The 17002-nt window shown below is 54.4% G+C and carries 12 protein-coding genes; 8 read left to right on the forward strand and 4 right to left on the reverse strand.

The window, feature by feature from the left end; genetic code table 11:
- Positions 1 to 5: 5 nt before the first annotated feature.
- The gene (locus AC2FCQ_RS22310; protein WP_265556832.1) at positions 6 to 872 is read left to right on the forward strand and encodes a helix-turn-helix domain-containing protein; all 867 of its coding nucleotides are present in this window, start codon (positions 6 to 8) and stop codon (positions 870 to 872) included.
- Here AC2FCQ_RS22310 and AC2FCQ_RS22315 read toward each other — a convergent pair.
- Both AC2FCQ_RS22315 and AC2FCQ_RS22320 read right to left on the reverse strand, forming a co-directional pair.
- On the reverse strand, positions 796 to 1848 hold the full coding sequence (locus AC2FCQ_RS22315) for an XdhC family protein (protein ID WP_209637510.1): 1053 nt from the start codon (positions 1846 to 1848) through the stop codon (positions 796 to 798). The genes AC2FCQ_RS22310 and AC2FCQ_RS22315 overlap by 77 nt on opposite strands.
- Positions 1849 to 1855: 7 nt before the next feature.
- Positions 1856 to 2440, reverse strand: coding sequence for a nucleotidyltransferase family protein (locus AC2FCQ_RS22320; protein WP_209637512.1), 585 nt, complete (start codon positions 2438 to 2440; stop codon positions 1856 to 1858).
- A gap of 205 nt (positions 2441 to 2645) precedes the next feature.
- Here AC2FCQ_RS22320 and AC2FCQ_RS22325 point away from each other — a divergent pair, with 205 nt between their 5' ends.
- The 3 genes from AC2FCQ_RS22325 to AC2FCQ_RS22335 are packed head-to-tail and all read left to right on the forward strand — an operon-like array spanning position 2646 to position 7221.
- Complete coding sequence (locus AC2FCQ_RS22325; protein WP_490309123.1) at positions 2646 to 5435, forward strand: xanthine dehydrogenase family protein molybdopterin-binding subunit; 2790 nt, start codon at positions 2646 to 2648, stop codon at positions 5433 to 5435.
- Positions 5432 to 5986, forward strand: a complete 555-nt coding sequence (locus AC2FCQ_RS22330) for a (2Fe-2S)-binding protein (RefSeq protein ID WP_209637516.1) — start codon at positions 5432 to 5434, stop codon at positions 5984 to 5986. The genes AC2FCQ_RS22325 and AC2FCQ_RS22330 overlap by 4 nt, the downstream gene beginning before the upstream one ends.
- Entirely contained in the window at positions 5983 to 7221 is a 1239-nt protein-coding gene (locus tag AC2FCQ_RS22335; RefSeq protein ID WP_490309124.1) for a c-type cytochrome, read from the forward strand. The genes AC2FCQ_RS22330 and AC2FCQ_RS22335 overlap by 4 nt, the downstream gene beginning before the upstream one ends.
- 67 nt (positions 7222 to 7288) lie before the next feature.
- Here AC2FCQ_RS22335 and AC2FCQ_RS22340 read toward each other — a convergent pair whose 3' ends face one another.
- Positions 7289 to 8668 carry an amino acid permease gene (locus AC2FCQ_RS22340; RefSeq protein ID WP_404760454.1) on the reverse strand — a complete coding sequence of 460 codons (1380 nt, stop codon included), beginning with the start codon at positions 8666 to 8668 and terminating at the stop codon, positions 7289 to 7291.
- Between the two features lie 633 nt (positions 8669 to 9301).
- Between AC2FCQ_RS22340 and pdhR the strand changes: the two genes are divergently transcribed.
- The 4 genes from pdhR (at position 9302) to lpdA (ending at position 16574) form a co-directional block, all read left to right on the forward strand.
- Positions 9302 to 10066, forward strand: coding sequence for a pyruvate dehydrogenase complex transcriptional repressor PdhR (pdhR, locus tag AC2FCQ_RS22345; RefSeq protein WP_020828585.1), 765 nt, complete (start codon positions 9302 to 9304; stop codon positions 10064 to 10066).
- Positions 10067 to 10232: 166 nt separating this feature from the next.
- Positions 10233 to 12896 (forward strand): pyruvate dehydrogenase (acetyl-transferring), homodimeric type, encoded by a 2664-nt coding sequence (gene aceE, locus AC2FCQ_RS22350; protein WP_061807927.1) that lies wholly within the window; start codon positions 10233 to 10235, stop codon positions 12894 to 12896.
- Positions 12897 to 12909: 13 nt separating this feature from the next.
- Positions 12910 to 14793 (forward strand): pyruvate dehydrogenase complex dihydrolipoyllysine-residue acetyltransferase, encoded by a 1884-nt coding sequence (gene aceF, locus AC2FCQ_RS22355; protein ID WP_404760453.1) that lies wholly within the window; start codon positions 12910 to 12912, stop codon positions 14791 to 14793.
- 356 nt (positions 14794 to 15149) lie between these two features.
- The gene (lpdA, locus tag AC2FCQ_RS22360; protein WP_234586255.1) at positions 15150 to 16574 is read left to right on the forward strand and encodes a dihydrolipoyl dehydrogenase; all 1425 of its coding nucleotides are present in this window, start codon (positions 15150 to 15152) and stop codon (positions 16572 to 16574) included.
- Between the two features lie 98 nt (positions 16575 to 16672).
- On the opposite strand, the gene AC2FCQ_RS22365 is transcribed toward lpdA, so the two are convergent.
- Complete coding sequence (locus tag AC2FCQ_RS22365; RefSeq protein WP_490316618.1) at positions 16673 to 16795, reverse strand: hypothetical protein; 123 nt, start codon at positions 16793 to 16795, stop codon at positions 16673 to 16675.
- Positions 16796 to 17002 lie beyond the last annotated feature (207 nt).

Consider the following 17002-nt stretch of genomic DNA (forward strand, 5'->3'; position numbering starts at 1 on the left):
AACACATGGAAACGCAGGAAAATCATATCAGGGAGTTGCTGGTCTGGATTGAAGACAACCTGACTAACCCACTGTCATTGGATATCGTTTCTGCCAAATCAGGCTACTCGAAATGGTATCTGCAGCGAATGTTCAAAACGCAAACCAACCTGTCGCTGGCCTCCTATATTCGCGCTCGTCGTTTGTATCTTGCCGCCTTCGCCTTACGTTTCACACGCAAAAGCATTCTTGATATTTCAATTGAATATCAATTTGATAACCAACAGACTTTCTCTCGTTGCTTCAAGAAGCACTTTGCTGAATCCCCCAGTGTTTACCGCCATGCCCGCAAGCAGGATTTCAGCCATTTGGTGCGTTCATTGTCGGTCAGTCAACCGGGTGACATCCAAGTGGACTGCATCAAGGTCGCCAAAGGCCAGTATGCGATCCGAGGCAAAAGTTATACTTACCATCTGGACATTGCCGATCTGGATAAATCGCATCTGCATATCCGCAGTAAGCTCAGAGAGAGATTCTATGCGTCGGTGGCTAGTCGGCCGGCGTTGACCTATGCACTCACCGAGTTTATTCCGGATGGTGAACAGGTCAGGGTCGAGTATGTTCTCGGTGTTGCAGCGGACTACCCCGTCAGCGACGATGCAGGTCTTGAGCCGCTGCCTGAAATTTACGGCGATTATTGCCGATTTTTCTACTCCGGCAAGCCTGTTGCCTTGCACGATCATGTCGTACAAATCTATACCCAGGCATTACCGGAGCTCGGCCTGGCCCGTCGTGAAGGGCCAGACATTACGATGTTCAACTATTCGCTGAATGAGCAGGAGGAGCTGCATCTTGAGCTCCAGCATCTGGTGCCAGTGACGCCCCTGGGCTGAGTGACCGAACGTCAGGCGTGCGGTTTTTTTGTTGCACAATATCGGCCATTACCGCCAGCGCAATTTCCGCCGGGGTTTTACTGCCGAGCGGCAGACCGATCGGGGCATGTATACGCTCCAATTCTTGTGGGCTGAACTCGGCAATTTGCTGAAGACGCTGGCGGCGTCGCGCACTGTTACGCAATGAACCCATGGCACCAATGTAAAAGGCGGGGGTGTGAATCGCCTCCATCAGCGTCAGGTCGTCCATGCGCGGATCGTGCGTTAGCGCCACAATCGCGGTATTGGCATGACAGCCGCCATCTTCAATAAATTTGGCCGGGAACTGGCGCAACAAGGTGACGTTGGGTCTGAGCTGCGCGGCAAAATTATCCAGCGCATCTGGGCGGTTTTCACAGACCAGCACTTCAAAACCCAATGAACTGGCGAAGTCGGCGCAATACAGGGCCACGCTGGATAACCCGGCGATCAGTAAACGCGGGGCTGCAGCGATATGCAAAGTGATGTGCGGGCCACGGCGCTCGACTTGGGTGGCGCTGGCAAAATCGGTCAGTGTCAGGCCGTTGCAAGCATCAGGTAAGGTCAGTCGTTTAATCAACGCGTGGTGCCCGTTGAGAGCACCTGCAATGGTAGTCAGATAGTCAATACTCTCGTCACCGGCCGGTAGGTACTCAATCAACACTTCCAACACGCCGCCACAGGGCAGCGCGACGTTCGGTTCCAGTCCCCCTTCGCCGTAGCGGATCACCTGGCTGGCCGCCTGATACTCTCCAGCCGCCACACGCCGAAGAAAATCCTCTTCCACACAGCCGCCTGACAGCGAACCGCAATAATGTCCATCTTGGGTTGCCGCCAGTAATGCTCCCGGCGAGCGTGGCGAGGAGCCATAAGTATTCAGTACGGTGCACAGCCACACCGGTTGCTGTTTCAGCCAGTTTATCGCCTGGCTGACCACGCTGATATCGAGATGTTGCATAGATGATTTACTCGCTGACGGGTAGCTGCGACGGAAGATCAATATCCTGCACGACAGCGGGTTGTTCAACAGGAAGCAGATGCACCGGTTGCCCTTTAACTAGCTCTCGTGCCCCATTATCACCACGCAATTGGCACAGTTGTTTGCGCAATAGAGCGGAAAAACCGACCGGATGGCCCGGTTGCTGCTGGAAAATGGGGCGAACAATGGCGTGTTGCTGCAGGGCGCTGGCCACCCGTTGGAAAACGGTGGGCGTAACGAACGGCATATCCGCCAAATGTATCAACCAGCCCTGCCAGTGGGGCGTTGCATTAACGCCCGCGGCGATGGAATCACCAAGACCCGGGCTGGCGAGCAGCGTGGTCGCAACCTGATAAGTGGCGCAGATCTGTTGTACTTGCACGTTATCCGGTCGCGTGACTACCCATACCGGCAGGCCAGAAGCCAGTGCCTGACGCAGCGTTTGTTCAAACAGCGAGCGTTGTTGACCCGCACCATCCACAAACGCAGCATTTAATTTATTGCCTTCGCCACCGGCCTGGGAGAAACGTTCTCCACGTCCGGCGGCTGCGATCAGTATGCCTGCTGTCATTTTCCACGCCCGAATTTGCGCAACTTTTTATTACCTTACTAAAATTATGTGTTTTTGAGATGTATTTTTGTTGAAAACAACATGTTAATCATCACATAATTTTGGTTATAAGCATATGCTTATGACGTCTACGGCAAGGTCGTCAGCGTTTGCGCAACAACACCGCTGAATACAAAAATACAATAAAGATACGAAGGACTTTTTTATGAGCAATTTCAACCCGTCGCGGCGTCGCTTTATCAAAAGCGCCGTGATAGCGGGGGTATCCGTATACCTCGCGCCATTGTACAGCCGCGCCTATGCCGCACTGTTTGAGCAAAAAATACTCCAGTCCCCGAACTGGGATGCCCAAGAAAAGCGTATACGCTTCCGTATTGATGGTCGCGCTAAAGTGATGGGGCAAAAAGTGTTCGCGCGTGACATCCGTGCGGTCGACATGCCGCATTGGCCGCAGCAGCAGGCACATGCCTTCGTTCTACGTGTGACCAAGGCCGACAGGCTGTTTGCGGGGATCGATCTCTCATTGCTGGGGGACGACTTACAACCAGACAGACTGGTAACGGCGGAGGATTTGGCCCGTGACGGCCTGGCGTTCCCAGCCTTCTACGGCGATGACATGCTGTTGCCCGTCGGCAAAACCCCAGCCTATCTCGGCCAAGCCGTGGCCATCCTGATTTATCATGATTTCGCGCGTTTCCGCTTTGCAAAAGACAAGCTGAAATTCCGTGAGGAAACCCTGAAATACGGGGCGGAAACCGGCCCGCTGCAGCGTGATCCCTGGGGGACATTCCGTTATGTGCGCGTTGGCGGAGATAAACCGTTTGACGACGATCGCTTCTCCAGCCTGAAAGACACGCCGATTTTCCCTGTCTCGATGAAGAAACACCTGCCAGTTTGGCCAGAAGGCCGTGAAGGCGGCAAGCTGGATCAGGAAGGCATGTATTACGCCGGTATGATCGCCAATGAGCTGCAAACCCCGCCGGAAGACTGGCTGGTAATGTCGCGGCGCTACACGACGCAGTCAGTGGATACCTCTGCGCTGGAGCCGGACAACGCGAACGGTTGGTTCGACCCAGCGACCCAGACTTTGCATCTGGTGATACCTACCCAGTCACCGCAGGAAGTGGCAGATGAAATGCCGCGTATGCTGGCTAAGCATAATCCGCCGGTGAAACAGCTGATTCTGCACCCATGCTACACCGTTGGTTACGGTTCGAAAGATCACTATAACTTCCCGTACTACGGGGCGGTGGCGGCAATGTACGGTGACGGGCGTCCTGTACGCTTGGCCAATGACCGTTTTGAACAGTTCCAGACCGCGCTCAAACGCCACGCTTTCGACATGAATTACCGTATTGCGGTGAATCGGCACACCGGCGTGCTGCAGTCATTCCACGGCGAGATGACGGCAGACGGCGGCGGTCGTAGCAACTTTACGCCATCGGTAGTCATGGTGGCGGCAACCGCGGCGCAGTCGATCTACTACTTCCCGAAAAGCGATTTGTCTGCGGTGGGGTTAGCCTCACGTGCGATAGACGCAGGATCGGCACGTGGCTATGGCACGCTGCAAAGCATGGCTGCCACCGAAATGATGGTGGATGAGCTGGCTGCCGAGCTGAAGATTGACCCGATCGAGTTCCGTTTGCGCAACGTGCTGAAATCCGGCATGAAAAATACCCAGGGTGCGATTCCTGCCGGGGCCATTCGTGCCGATGAAGTGCTGGAAAAGGCCGCCAAGCATGAGATGTGGTTGCAACGTGCCCAGCGTAAGGCGGAATTTGAAAGCCAGCACCCAGGCAAACGTTTTGGCGTTGGCTTCGGTTGCGTGCAAAAAGACTTCGGTACCGGTGCCGAGACTTCGTTCGCCCGTGTTGAACTGGCGGAAGATGGGCGCATCATGCTGCATCACAGCGGTGCGGAGATGGGGACCGGGATGTCGACTTCGCAGTCGGTGCTGTGTGCTCAGTGGCTGGGCAAACCGGCAGATGAGGCGCACTTCTCGGTGACCGATTGGTCAGTGTTGCCAATGGTCACCAGCGGCGATCCTTATATCATGTCACAGGCCGATCAGGATCGGCTGCAAGCCAACCCAGCCTGGACACCAAGCTACTGTTCGCCGTCCAGTGCCAGTAACTCGGCATATTACTTCTCACACAGCACACGCGAAGCTGCACGGTTGATATTCGACCATGGTCTGTGGCCGGCGGCGATGGCCATTTGGCAATCCGGCATCGGCGGCGGCCAGGCTGCCCCCTTGGTGGTGCGCAGAGAAGACGCACGTTGGGTGGAAGGCGGGTTGACCGCTGCGGGTATGGAGGTGCTGAGCCTGGAACTGTTGGCGAAAAAAGCCTACCAGATGGGCGGTATCACCGGTGCGGCGGTGCACGTGTTTAACCGTTGGCAGTGGGCGGAAGCGGACTTCACCCTGGGCGGCAAGAGTGAACGTCTACCGATTGACGGGCTGGCGGTACGCAATGCCAACGGTGAGTTCAAGACGCTGGCGCGCAACCAGGTCTATTACCCACCGACTCAGCGCAATAACGCTGCGGTGACGTATTACAGTGCCGTCGGAACACTGGCGGAAGTGGCGGTGGATATCGCAACCGGCCAGGTGGAACTGTTGAACCACCATTCCATCATGGAGTGCGGCAACCTGATTGTGCCGGAACTGGTTTCTGGCCAATTGCAGGGGGGGTTGGCGATGGGTATCGGCCATGCGCTGCACGAATATTTACCGCTGTACGAAGACGGACCCGGTAACGGTACCTGGAACTTTAACCGTTATCACCTGCCGCGAGCCTGCGATGTGGCGGTCTGGAAACAGACTGATGACATCCTGCCCGCGCTGTCGGAAACCGATCCGCCAAAAGGTATGGCTGAAGTGGTGATGATCCCAGTGGTTGCCGCACTGGTCAACGCTATCGCCGACGCTACCGGCCATCGTTTCCGTGATTTGCCCGTTCGTGCAGAAAATATTCGTGAGGTATTACAATGAGCATTAAAACCCAGCCAATTTCCCTGACCATCAACGACAAGCAGTACGGCCCTATCGACGTGCCGGAAGGGCTGATGATGATCGATTTCCTGCATGAATATCTCGACCTGACCGGCTCACGCCTTGGCTGCGGGCAGGGGATTTGTCACGCCTGTGTGGCGATTGTCGATCATCCGAGCGGCACCAGTGAGGAAGTGCGTACCTGCATCACCGGCGCACATTTCTTCAGCGGCAAGAAAGTGCGTACGGTCGAAGGTCACGCCAAGGTGGATGAACAAGGCGAAGTCGTCGAACTTTCCCCTATTCAGCAGGCTTTCCTGGAGCATTACAGCTTCCAGTGTGGCTACTGCACGCCGGGCTTTGTCAACGCTGCCACCATTTTCGTGGAAAAACTTAAGCGTGAACCGATAGCCCGCGAGCAACTGGAAAGCGCTATTGAACAGGCGCTGGACAGCCATATCTGCCGCTGTACGGGCTATGTGCGCTATTACGAAGCCGTACGTGACGTGGTGCTGAAAACCCCAGGTCTGGTGAAGGAGACTGCGCAATGAAGAAACGTCTCGCGCTGTTGATCCTGCTGGTGGTGATTGTCATCATCGCCGTGCTGTGGTGGCGTGAAAACCGCCATTATGATGGCCCTGTGCAGCAGGTGACGGCCAGTACTGAACAGGTTGCCCGTGGTCGTTATCTGGCTCAGGCTGCCGACTGTGCCGCCTGCCACACCGCCAGTGGCGGTGCGCCAATGGCTGGCGGTTATCCCCTTGATACGCCGTTTGGCACGATCTACGGCAGTAACCTGACACCTTCTGCCGACCAAGGTATTGGCCGCTGGACCAAAGACGACTTCTTCCTGGCGCTGACTCAGGGTGTGGCACCCGGCGGGCGTCATCTGTATCCGGCGATGCCTTATACCTCGTATAAAGGCATGTCACGCCAAGATGCCGATGATATCTATGCTTATCTGATGACTCGCCCGGCGGTAGATGTCGCCATTCCAGAAAACGCCATGCCATTCCCGTTCAATCAACGCATGGCGTTGATTGGCTGGAATCTACTGTTCCGCAGCCAGGATCCGCTGCCGGCCAGCTCGCAGGGTGATTCAGCCCAGTGGCAGCGCGGTCGCTATCTGGCGGATACGCTGGGCCACTGTGGCGAATGTCACACGCCGCGCGGCATGCTGGGGCAGATGGATCTCGGCAAACCGATGCAGGGCGGTGATTTGGGGCGCTTTATGGCGCCGAACATTACGCCGCATGGGTTGGCACAACGCGGTTGGACGCCGGACGATCTGAGCCGTTTCCTCGCGACCGGTATAGCACCGCAGGGTTCCGCTTTCAGCGAGATGCATATGGTGGTCGATCTCAGCACGCGTCACCTGACGCCGGAAGATCATCAGGCGTTGGCGACCTATCTGATGGGTGAGCAACCGCCGGCAGCAGTACCGGTCAAAATCGGCCAGGGTAGCGATGCCGGACGCATCAGCTATCTGGATCAGTGCTCGGGTTGCCATGCGCGTGAAGGCGAGGGTAAACCGCACGTGGCGGTGGCGATGCGCGATAACGCCACGCTGCGCCAACCGGACGCAAAAAATCTGATTGTCTCGGTACTGGACGGTTTGCCGGCGCAGCAATTCCCTAACAATGAAAGTATGCAAAGCATGCCAGCCTTTGGCGACCGGCTGGATGATGCGCAGGTCGCGCAACTGGTGAACTATCTGCGTGTGACCTGGGGCGGATTACCGGCGGATGTGACTGCCGAACAGGTGAAAGCCTTGCGTCATAAATAGGTTGAGTTAAGCTAAAAAAATGGCCCGCAGACGATCAATCTGCGGGCCATTTTGTTTTGGGAAAAGCTTATCCGCGGTGGGTTGCGCTTACTGCGCGCTGGCTACGCTGCTTGACGGCGTAACCGATGGCCAGTACCGCTACCCAAACGGGGATCAGCAACACCGAGATTTGAATCCCCGGCGTCAGGTACATGATCACCAGAATGCCGGCCATGAACACCAGGCACAGGTAGTTGCTGAACGGATACCAGAAGGCTTTGAACTTTGGTTCTACGCCTTCACGGTTCTTGGCTGCACGGAACTTCAGGTGTGCCAGGCTGATCATCGCCCAGTTAATCACCAGTGCCGATACCACCAACGCCATCAGCAGTTCGAAGGCGCGGCCAGGGATCAGATAGTTAATCAGCACACAGAATGCCGTGGCCGTTGCGGAGACGGCAATCGCAATGACGGGCACGCCGCGGCCATCGACCTTCAGCAAACTCTTCGGACCATTACCCTGTTTAGCCAAGCCGTACAGCATGCGGCTGTTACAGTAAACACAGCTGTTGTACACCGACAGCGCGGCGGTCAACACCACGACGTTCAGTACCGTTGCCACCAGGTTGCTGTTCAGTGCATGGAAGATAAGTACGAACGGACTGCCGCCTTCAACCACTTTCCCCCACGGGTACAGTGACAGCAGGATTGCCAGTGAACCGATATAGAACAGCAGAATACGGTAGATGACCTGGTTGGTCGCTTTAGGAATGCTTTTCTGTGGGTTGTCTGCTTCCGCTGCGGTGATGCCGACCAGTTCCAGCCCGCCGAACGAGAACATGATCACCGCCATTGCCATCACCAGCCCCATGATGCCGTTCGGGAAGAACCCGCCCTGAGCCCACAGGTTGGTCACGGTGGCCTCAGGGCCCCCCAGGCCGCTAAACAGCAAATAGGCGCCGAACACGATCATGCCGATAATCGCCACGACCTTGATAATGGCGAACCAGAATTCCATTTCGCCATACACCTTCACGTTTGCCAGGTTGATGGCGTTAATGGCCAGGAAGAACACTGCCGCAGACACCCAGGTTGGGATCTCGGGCCACCAGTACTGCACATAGATACCAACCGCGGTCAGTTCCGCCATGGCAACCAAAACGTACAGCACCCAGTAGTTCCAGCCGGAAGCAAAACCGGCGAAGTTGCCCCAGTATTTGTAGGCAAAGTGACTAAAGGAACCGGCAACCGGCTCTTCCACCACCATTTCACCCAGTTGGCGCATGATCAGAAATGCGATAAAGCCGCCAATGGCATAGCCGAGAATAACCGATGGACCGGCCATCTTTATTGTTTGCGCGATACCGAGAAATAGCCCGGTACCAATCGCGCCCCCTAAAGCAATAAGCTGAATATGGCGGTTTTTCAGGCCGCGTTTCAGCTGGTCGCCATGCTGTTGACCATCCATTAATGAAACCCTCTGTCGTTGCAGAATTACTCACATGCTGTAAAGCAGTGGTTACGATGTGTGTTTTGTTTTATTTACGGCGTTATATCTATTAATTCCACGGAGCCGCTACCGTTTGGCAAAGAATAATGTTATGCGCTTCAGTTTGCACCTGCTTTATGTTGTGAGTGATTAAGATTTCAGCAGTTTAGGAAACAAAATGCGGGTTGTGTGACGGCAGGGGGGATTCAATGCATGAAATAAGCAATAACTCACATAATGCGCAAAAATAATTTAGATGGCGTGGGTTGTCGGTGGCGAAGTATTAACCGGTTAAATGGACCTTTTGCGATGCAAATAGGTATTCGTTAAAGCTTAATAAACATGCAGTAATATCCTGCCCTTGAGGCCTCAGTCTGCTGACTGGAAGGTTTCGCAAAAGTTAAATCAAGAACCTACCGCGTAAATGGTATTACCACGCGTGCGTTAGCGGTTTGCAGCAGGTCTGGAATTGAGGTGTTAAAATGTGCGGGTAACCTGATTTCGATCAAGGCCCATATGGACAGGAGGTGAATACTTTGTTACTTTACCGTCACGTTTTTGAAATTGGTATTACCAATTGACTCCGCGCCATTCGCAGAGAAGAATTCACCCATGGCCTACAGCAAAATCCGCCAACCCAAGTTGTCAGATGTGATTGAGCAGCAGCTCGAACACCTGATCCTCGAGGGTACACTGCGTCCAGGCGAGAAACTGCCACCGGAGCGCGAACTGGCGAAACAATTTGATGTTTCCCGTCCTTCTCTGAGAGAGGCCATCCAGCGCCTGGAAGCTAAAGGGCTGCTCCTGCGCCGTCAGGGCGGTGGCACCTTTGTACAAACTAATCTGTGGCAGAGCTTCAGCGATCCGCTGGCTGAACTGCTGGCCGACCATCCTGAATCGCAATTCGATCTGTTAGAAACCCGTCATGCCCTCGAAGGCATTGCTGCCTATTACGCGGCGTTGCGCGGGACCGACGAAGATCTGGCACGCATCCGCGATTGCCACATTGTGATTCAGCAGGCCCAGGAAAGCGGCGATCTTGACGCCGAAGCGGACGCGGTCATGCAGTACCAAATCGCCGTGACCGAAGCTGCCCATAACGTTGTGTTACTGCACCTGTTGCGCTGTATGGGGCCGATGCTGGAACAGAACGTACGACAGAACTTTGAATTGCTCTACTCGCGCCGTGAGATGTTGGCAAAAGTGAGCAGCCACCGCGCCGGAATTTTTGAGGCGATAGTGGCACGCGAGCCGGAAAAGGCTCGTGAAGCCTCGCACCGCCATTTGGCGTTTATCGAGGAAATCTTGCTGGATCTCAGTCGGGAGCATACTCGACGCGAGAGATCGCTGCGGCGTCTCCAGCAACGCAAGGATTAAGAACGGTTCTCTTCAGGGTACACCAGCCTGTGGGGCTTACGTTCGAAGTGCTTAGTTAAGCATTTAAGCGGCAACTAAACTGATGGGCCTGTCTTCGTGTGTTTTGCCTCAGAACACAGGAAGACAGGCTCCAAAACAAACCATTAGACAGATAAGGAATACCACCATGTCAGAACGTTTAAACAATGACGTGGATCCGATCGAAACCCGCGACTGGCTGCAGGCGATCGAATCGGTCATCCGTGAAGAGGGTGTTGAGCGAGCTCAGTTTCTGATTGATCAGGTTCTGGGTGAAGCCCGTAAAGGCGGTGTTAGTGTTGCAGCCGGTGCTGCAGCTCACAACTACGTCAACACCATCGCGGTGGAAGACGAACCTGCTTACCCTGGTAACTTGGATCTTGAACGTCGTATCCGCAGCGCCATTCGCTGGAATGCGGTAATGACCGTTCTTCGTGCTTCCAAAAAAGATCTGGACCTGGGCGGCCACATGGCTTCCTTCCAGTCTTCTGCGACCTTCTATGAAGTCTGCTTCAACCACTTCTTCCGTGCACGCAACGAGCAAGATGGCGGCGATCTGGTTTACTTCCAGGGCCACATCTCTCCGGGCGTTTACGCACGTGCCTTCCTTGAAGGCCGCTTGACCGAAGACCAAATGAACAACTTCCGTCAGGAAGTTCACGGTAAAGGCTTGTCCTCTTACCCGCATCCAAAACTGATGCCTGAATTCTGGCAGTTCCCGACCGTTTCTATGGGTCTGGGTCCAATCAGCGCCATCTATCAAGCGAAGTTCCTGAAATATCTGGAACACCGTGGCCTGAAAAATACCTCTGCTCAAACCGTTTACGCCTTCCTGGGCGATGGCGAGATGGACGAGCCAGAATCCAAGGGCGCGATCACTATCGCTACCCGTGAGAAGCTCGACAACCTGGTCTTTGTCATCAACTGTAACTTGCAGCGTCTGGATGGCCCGGTCACCGGTAACGGCAAGATCATCAATGAACTGGAAGGCATCTTCGCTGGCGCTGGCTGGCAGGTACTGAAAGTCATTTGGGGTGGTCGTTGGGACGAGCTGCTGCGTAAAGACACCAGCGGCAAGCTGATCCAACTGATGAACGAAACCCTGGACGGCGATTACCAGACCTTCAAATCCAAAGACGGCGCTTATGTCCGTGAGCACTTCTTCGGCCGCTTCCCAGAAACCGCTGCTCTGGTCAAAGACATGACCGACGACGAAATCTGGGCGCTGAACCGTGGTGGTCACGATCCGAAGAAAGTCTTTGCTGCACTGAAAAAAGCGCAGGACACCCAAGGCAAACCAACCGTTATCCTGGCCCATACCATCAAAGGTTACGGCATGGGTGAAACCGCGGAAGGTAAAAACATTGCTCACCAGGTGAAGAAAATGAACATGGAAGGGGTTCACCACTTCCGCGATCGTTTCAATGTGCCGGTTGCCGATGCTGACATCGAAAAACTGCCATACATCACCTTCGAGAAAGAGTCTGAAGAGTACAAATATCTGCACGAGCGCCGCCAGGCACTGAAAGGTTATGTACCGACCCGTCTGCCAGCGTTCACCCAGAAACTGGAAATGCCGGCACTGGAAGACTTCAGCTCACTGCTGGAAGAGCAGAATAAAGAAATCTCTACCACCATCGCCTTCGTGCGTGCCCTGAACGTGATGTTGAAGAACAAGTCGATCAAAGATCGCCTGGTTCCAATCATCGCCGACGAAGCGCGTACCTTTGGTATGGAAGGTCTGTTCCGTCAGATCGGTATCTACAGCCCGAACGGCCAGCAGTACACCCCGCAGGACCGTGAGCAGGTTGCTTACTACAAAGAAGACGAGAAAGGCCAGATCCTGCAGGAAGGCATCAACGAACTGGGCGCAGCATCTTCATGGCTGGCCGCAGCGACGTCTTACAGCACCAACGATCTGCCAATGATTCCGTTCTACATCTACTATTCGATGTTCGGTTTCCAGCGTATCGGTGACCTGTGCTGGGCAGCAGGCGACCAACAGGCTCGCGGCTTCCTGATCGGCGGTACTTCCGGTCGTACCACCCTGAACGGTGAAGGTCTGCAGCACGAAGACGGCCACAGCCACATCCAGTCCCTGACTATCCCTAACTGTATCTCTTACGATCCAGCTTACGCATACGAAGTGGCAGTGATCATGCACGACGGTCTGGTCCGCATGTACGGTGACGCGCAAGAAAACGTCTACTACTACATCACCACACTGAACGAAAACTACCACATGCCGGCAATGCCGCAGGGTGCAGAAGAAGGTATCCGTAAAGGTATCTACAAGCTGGACACTCTGGCAGGCAGCAAAGGTAAGGTTCAGTTGCTGGGTTCAGGTTCTATTCTGCGTCACGTACGTGATGCGGCGAAGATCCTTGCAGACGACTACGGTGTTGGCTCTGACATCTACAGCGTGACTTCCTTCACTGAACTGGCGCGTGACGGCCAGGATTGTGAGCGTTGGAACATGCTGCACCCAACCGAAACCCCACGCGTACCTTACATTGCTCAGGTGATGAACGATGCGCCAGCGGTTGCGTCTACCGACTACATGAAGCTGTTCGCAGAACAGGTTCGTACTTACGTTCCAGCCAGCGACTATCGCGTACTGGGTACTGACGGCTTCGGTCGTTCAGACAGCCGCGAAAACCTGCGCCACCACTTTGAAGTTGATGCTTCTTACGTTGTGGTTGCTGCACTGGGTGAACTGGCTAAACGCGGTGAAATCGAAGCTTCTGTGGTAGCTGATGCGATTAAGAAATTCGACATCAACCCAGAAAAAGTTAACCCGCGTCTGGCATAAGAGGTACTGAAGAATGTCTATCGAAATTAAAGTACCGGACATCGGTGCAGACGAAGTGGAAATCACCGAAATTCTGGTGAAGGTTGGCGATAAAGTTGAAGCAGAACAATCGCTGATCACCGTTGAAGGTGATAAAGCTTCCATGGAAGTCCCATCCCCGCAGGCGGGTGTGGTTAAAGAGATCAAGGTTTCCGTCGGTGATAAAACCGAAACGGGCAAACTGCTGATGATCTTTGAAGCAGAAGGCGCAGCGGCTGCTGCGCCAGCGGCCAAGGCGGAAGAAAAACCGGCTGCTGCTCCTGCTGCGCCGGCTGCCGCTGCAGCCAAAGACGTTGCGGTACCAGACATTGGTGCTGACGAAGTTGAAGTCACCGAGATCCTGGTGAAAGTGGGCGATAAGGTGGAAGCCGAGCAGTCCCTGATCACCGTTGAAGGCGATAAAGCGTCAATGGAAGTTCCGGCACCGTTCGCGGGCACCGTGAAAGAGATCAAGATCGCTACCGGCGACAAAGTCACCACCGGCTCCCTGATCATGGTATTCGAAGTGGCTGGCGCAGCATCTGCTGCGGCTCCAGCAGCGGCACAAGCACCGGCGGCCGCTGCGGCACCGGCTGCGTCTGCAGCTAAAGACGTTGCAGTACCGGACATCGGTGGCGACGAAGTAGAAGTGACCGAAGTGATGGTGAAAGTGGGCGACAAAGTTGCCGCTGAACAGTCACTGATCACCGTTGAAGGTGACAAGGCTTCTATGGAAGTGCCGGCACCGTTCGCAGGTACCGTAAAAGAAATCAAAATCAGCGCCGGTGACAAAGTGAAAACCGGTTCCCTGATTATGGTATTCGAAGTTGAAGGCGCTGCGCCTGCTGCTGCGGCACCTGCCCAGAAAGCGGAAGCTGCACCGGCTCCTGCTGCCAGCCCGGCACCTGCCGCGCAGGCTGCTCCAGCTGCCAAAGGCGAGTTCGCTGAGAACGACGCTTATGTGCATGCTACCCCGGTCATTCGCCGTCTGGCGCGTGAATTCGGCGTAAACCTGGCGAAAGTGAAAGGCACCGGTCGTAAAGGCCGTATCCTGCGCGAAGACGTTCAGACTTACGTGAAAGACGCGGTCAAACGTGCAGAAGCGGCGCCAGCTGCTGCTGCCGGTGGCGGTCTGCCAGGTATGCTGCCTTGGCCGAAAGTGGACTTCAGCAAGTTCGGTGAGATTGAAGAAGTTGAACTGGGTCGCATTCAGAAAATCTCTGGTGCTAACCTGAGTCGTAACTGGGTGATGATCCCGCACGTTACGCACTTCGACAAAACAGACATTACCGATCTGGAAGCTTTCCGTAAGCAACAGAACGAAGAAGCGGCTAAACGTAAGCTGGATGTGAAGTTCACCCCTGTGGTGTTCATCATGAAAGCTGTTGCCGCTGCTCTGGAGCAGATGCCGCGCTTCAACAGTTCTCTGTCCGAAGATGGCCAGAAGCTGACGTTGAAGAAATACATCAACGTAGGTGTTGCGGTTGATACGCCAAACGGTCTGGTTGTGCCGGTATTCAAAGATGTGAACAAGAAGAGCATCACTGAACTGTCCCGCGAACTGATGGCTATCTCCAAGAAAGCACGTGACGGTAAGCTGACCGCAGGCGAAATGCAGGGCGGGTGTTTCACCATCTCTAGCCTGGGCGGTATCGGGACGACTCACTTCGCACCGATCGTGAATGCACCAGAAGTTGCTATCTTGGGCGTTTCCAAGTCTGCTATGGAACCGGTCTGGAACGGTAAAGAGTTCGTTCCGCGCCTGATGATGCCAATGTCGCTCTCCTTCGACCACCGTGTCATTGACGGTGCTGATGGTGCGCGCTTTATTACCATCATCAACAACATGCTGGCGGATATCCGCCGTATGGTTATGTGATAAAAAAAGGGCGCAGCATGCTGCGCCCTTACTACTTCAGTAGCAGTTTTGTCGGTTTTTGCATGACTCGACAAAATTGTTGAGACACGGGTCACTCGAACACGCTTTGCAGATTATTAACAATTCTGTAAACTGCTCGCGGTGTAAGCGTCCCGGTGGATGAAGGGCGTTATGAGATCGATTAATAACATACCTTAAATAATTGCAGTTGCATCAAGGCGGCAAGTGAGTGAATCCCGTCGAGCTTACGTCAGTAAGTGATTCGGGTGAATGAACCTAGCCAACGCAGAGGCAGCTTCGAGTATGACGGGTATAAATGACGTCTGACCCGCCGGACAATAAATTAAGAGGTCATGATGAGTACTGAAATTAAAACTCAGGTCGTGGTACTTGGGGCGGGCCCGGCAGGTTACTCTGCTGCCTTTCGTTGCGCTGACTTAGGTCTTGAAACCGTTCTGGTTGAACGTTATTCCACTCTGGGCGGTGTTTGCCTGAACGTGGGATGTATCCCTTCCAAAGCACTGTTGCACGTTGCCAAAGTGATCGAAGAAGCCAAAGCCTTGGCCGAACACGGCATCGTTTTCGGCGAGCCGAAAACTGACATCGACAAAGTGCGTGTTTGGAAAGAAAAAGTCATCAATCAGCTGACTGGCGGTCTGGCTGGTATGGCTAAAGGCCGTAAAGTGAAAGTGGTTAACGGCCTGGGCAAGTTCACCGGCGCTAACACCCTGGTTGTTGAAGGCGAAAATGGCCCAACGACTATCAACTTCGACAATGCCATCATTGCCGCAGGTTCTCGTCCGATCCAACTGCCATTCATTCCTCATGAAGATCCACGCGTGTGGGACTCTACCGATGCACTGGAACTGAAAACCGTCCCAGAGCGTCTGCTGGTCATGGGCGGCGGTATCATCGGCCTGGAAATGGGCACCGTATACCATGCGCTGGGTTCACAGATCGACGTAGTCGAAATGTTTGACCAGGTGATCCCGGCAGCGGATAAAGACGTGGTGAAAGTCTTCACCAAACGCATTAGCAAGCAGTTCAACCTGATGCTGGAAACCAAAGTGACCGCGGTAGAAGCCAAAGAAGACGGCATCTATGTCACGATGGAAGGTAAGAAAGCACCTGCAGAGCCACAGCGTTACGACGCGGTGCTGGTTGCTATCGGTCGTGTACCGAACGGCAAACTGCTGGATGCGGGTAAAGCCGGTGTTGAAGTTGACGAACGTGGCTTCATCAACGTCGACAAACAACTGCGCACCAACGTGCCGCACATCTTCGCTATCGGCGACATCGTCGGTCAACCGATGCTGGCGCACAAAGGCGTGCATGAAGGCCACGTTGCCGCTGAAGTTATCGCCGGCATGAAACACTACTTCGACCCGAAAGTGATCCCATCAATCGCTTACACCGAGCCGGAAGTTGCATGGGTAGGTCTGACCGAGAAAGAAGCAAAAGAGAAAGGCATCAGCTACGAAACATCCACCTTCCCGTGGGCTGCTTCAGGCCGTGCTATCGCTTCTGATTGTGCTGACGGCATGACCAAACTGATCTTCGACAAAGAAACTCACCGTATCATCGGTGGTGCGATTGTCGGCACCAACGGCGGCGAGCTGCTGGGTGAGATCGGTCTGGCTATCGAGATGGGTTGTGACGCAGAAGACATCGCGCTGACTATCCATGCTCACCCAACCCTGCACGAATCCGTAGGCTTGGCAGCTGAGATCTACGAAGGCAGCATCACCGATCTGCCTAACCCGAAAGCCAAGAAGAAGTAATTCTGCTGGTTTGAAAGGGTAATAAGCGGCTCCTGCAAAGGGGCCGTTTTTTTATGGGCGGAATTCAGTAAAAGGCCGCTCAATGAGCGGCCAGTAGCTTACTTGTTCTGGAATATAACGTTCAGCGTCAGGCTGTTGCCGTTAACCGACCAACCCCCTTTGTTCACGCCAAACGCCGATCCCAGTACAATGAGCAGGATAAACATAGAACTCCCTTTCATTGCGCGATCCCTGTAGAACCACGACCACCGCGACTTCACCGGAAAAATCCCGGCGGAACAAGCGCTCGGTAGCGCCTGTATCGCAGCAGTTGCAGCACTGTTCTCAAGCCCGATGACCAGCTGCTAAACCGGCAGAACAGACCCGCATTAATAGTACGTTGAAATAAACTGTTGGACATTCTTTTTGTTGATTTTTTAAACGATGTT

It is taken from the genome of Serratia sp. CoH_134_PS_4, assembly GCF_058190535.1.

Bases quoted from the DNA above. Each gene is read 5' to 3' on its own strand.
- AC2FCQ_RS22320 (WP_209637512.1), bottom strand. From the start codon at position 2,440: ATGACAGCAGGCATACTGATCGCAGCCGCCGGACGTGGAGAACGTTTC.
- lpdA (WP_234586255.1), top strand. From the start codon at position 15,150: ATGAGTACTGAAATTAAAACTCAGGTCGTGGTACTTGGGGCGGGCCCG.
- AC2FCQ_RS22335 (WP_490309124.1), top strand. From the start codon at position 5,983: ATGAAGAAACGTCTCGCGCTGTTGATCCTGCTGGTGGTGATTGTCATC.
- AC2FCQ_RS22315 (WP_209637510.1), bottom strand. From the start codon at position 1,848: ATGCAACATCTCGATATCAGCGTGGTCAGCCAGGCGATAAACTGGCTG.
- pdhR (WP_020828585.1), top strand. From the start codon at position 9,302: ATGGCCTACAGCAAAATCCGCCAACCCAAGTTGTCAGATGTGATTGAG.
- AC2FCQ_RS22365 (WP_490316618.1), bottom strand. From the start codon at position 16,795: ATGAAAGGGAGTTCTATGTTTATCCTGCTCATTGTACTGGGATCGGCG.
- aceF (WP_404760453.1), top strand. From the start codon at position 12,910: ATGTCTATCGAAATTAAAGTACCGGACATCGGTGCAGACGAAGTGGAA.
- AC2FCQ_RS22340 (WP_404760454.1), bottom strand. From the start codon at position 8,668: ATGGATGGTCAACAGCATGGCGACCAGCTGAAACGCGGCCTGAAAAAC.
- AC2FCQ_RS22325 (WP_490309123.1), top strand. From the start codon at position 2,646: ATGAGCAATTTCAACCCGTCGCGGCGTCGCTTTATCAAAAGCGCCGTG.
- aceE (WP_061807927.1), top strand. From the start codon at position 10,233: ATGTCAGAACGTTTAAACAATGACGTGGATCCGATCGAAACCCGCGAC.
- AC2FCQ_RS22310 (WP_265556832.1), top strand. From the start codon at position 6: ATGGAAACGCAGGAAAATCATATCAGGGAGTTGCTGGTCTGGATTGAA.
- AC2FCQ_RS22330 (WP_209637516.1), top strand. From the start codon at position 5,432: ATGAGCATTAAAACCCAGCCAATTTCCCTGACCATCAACGACAAGCAG.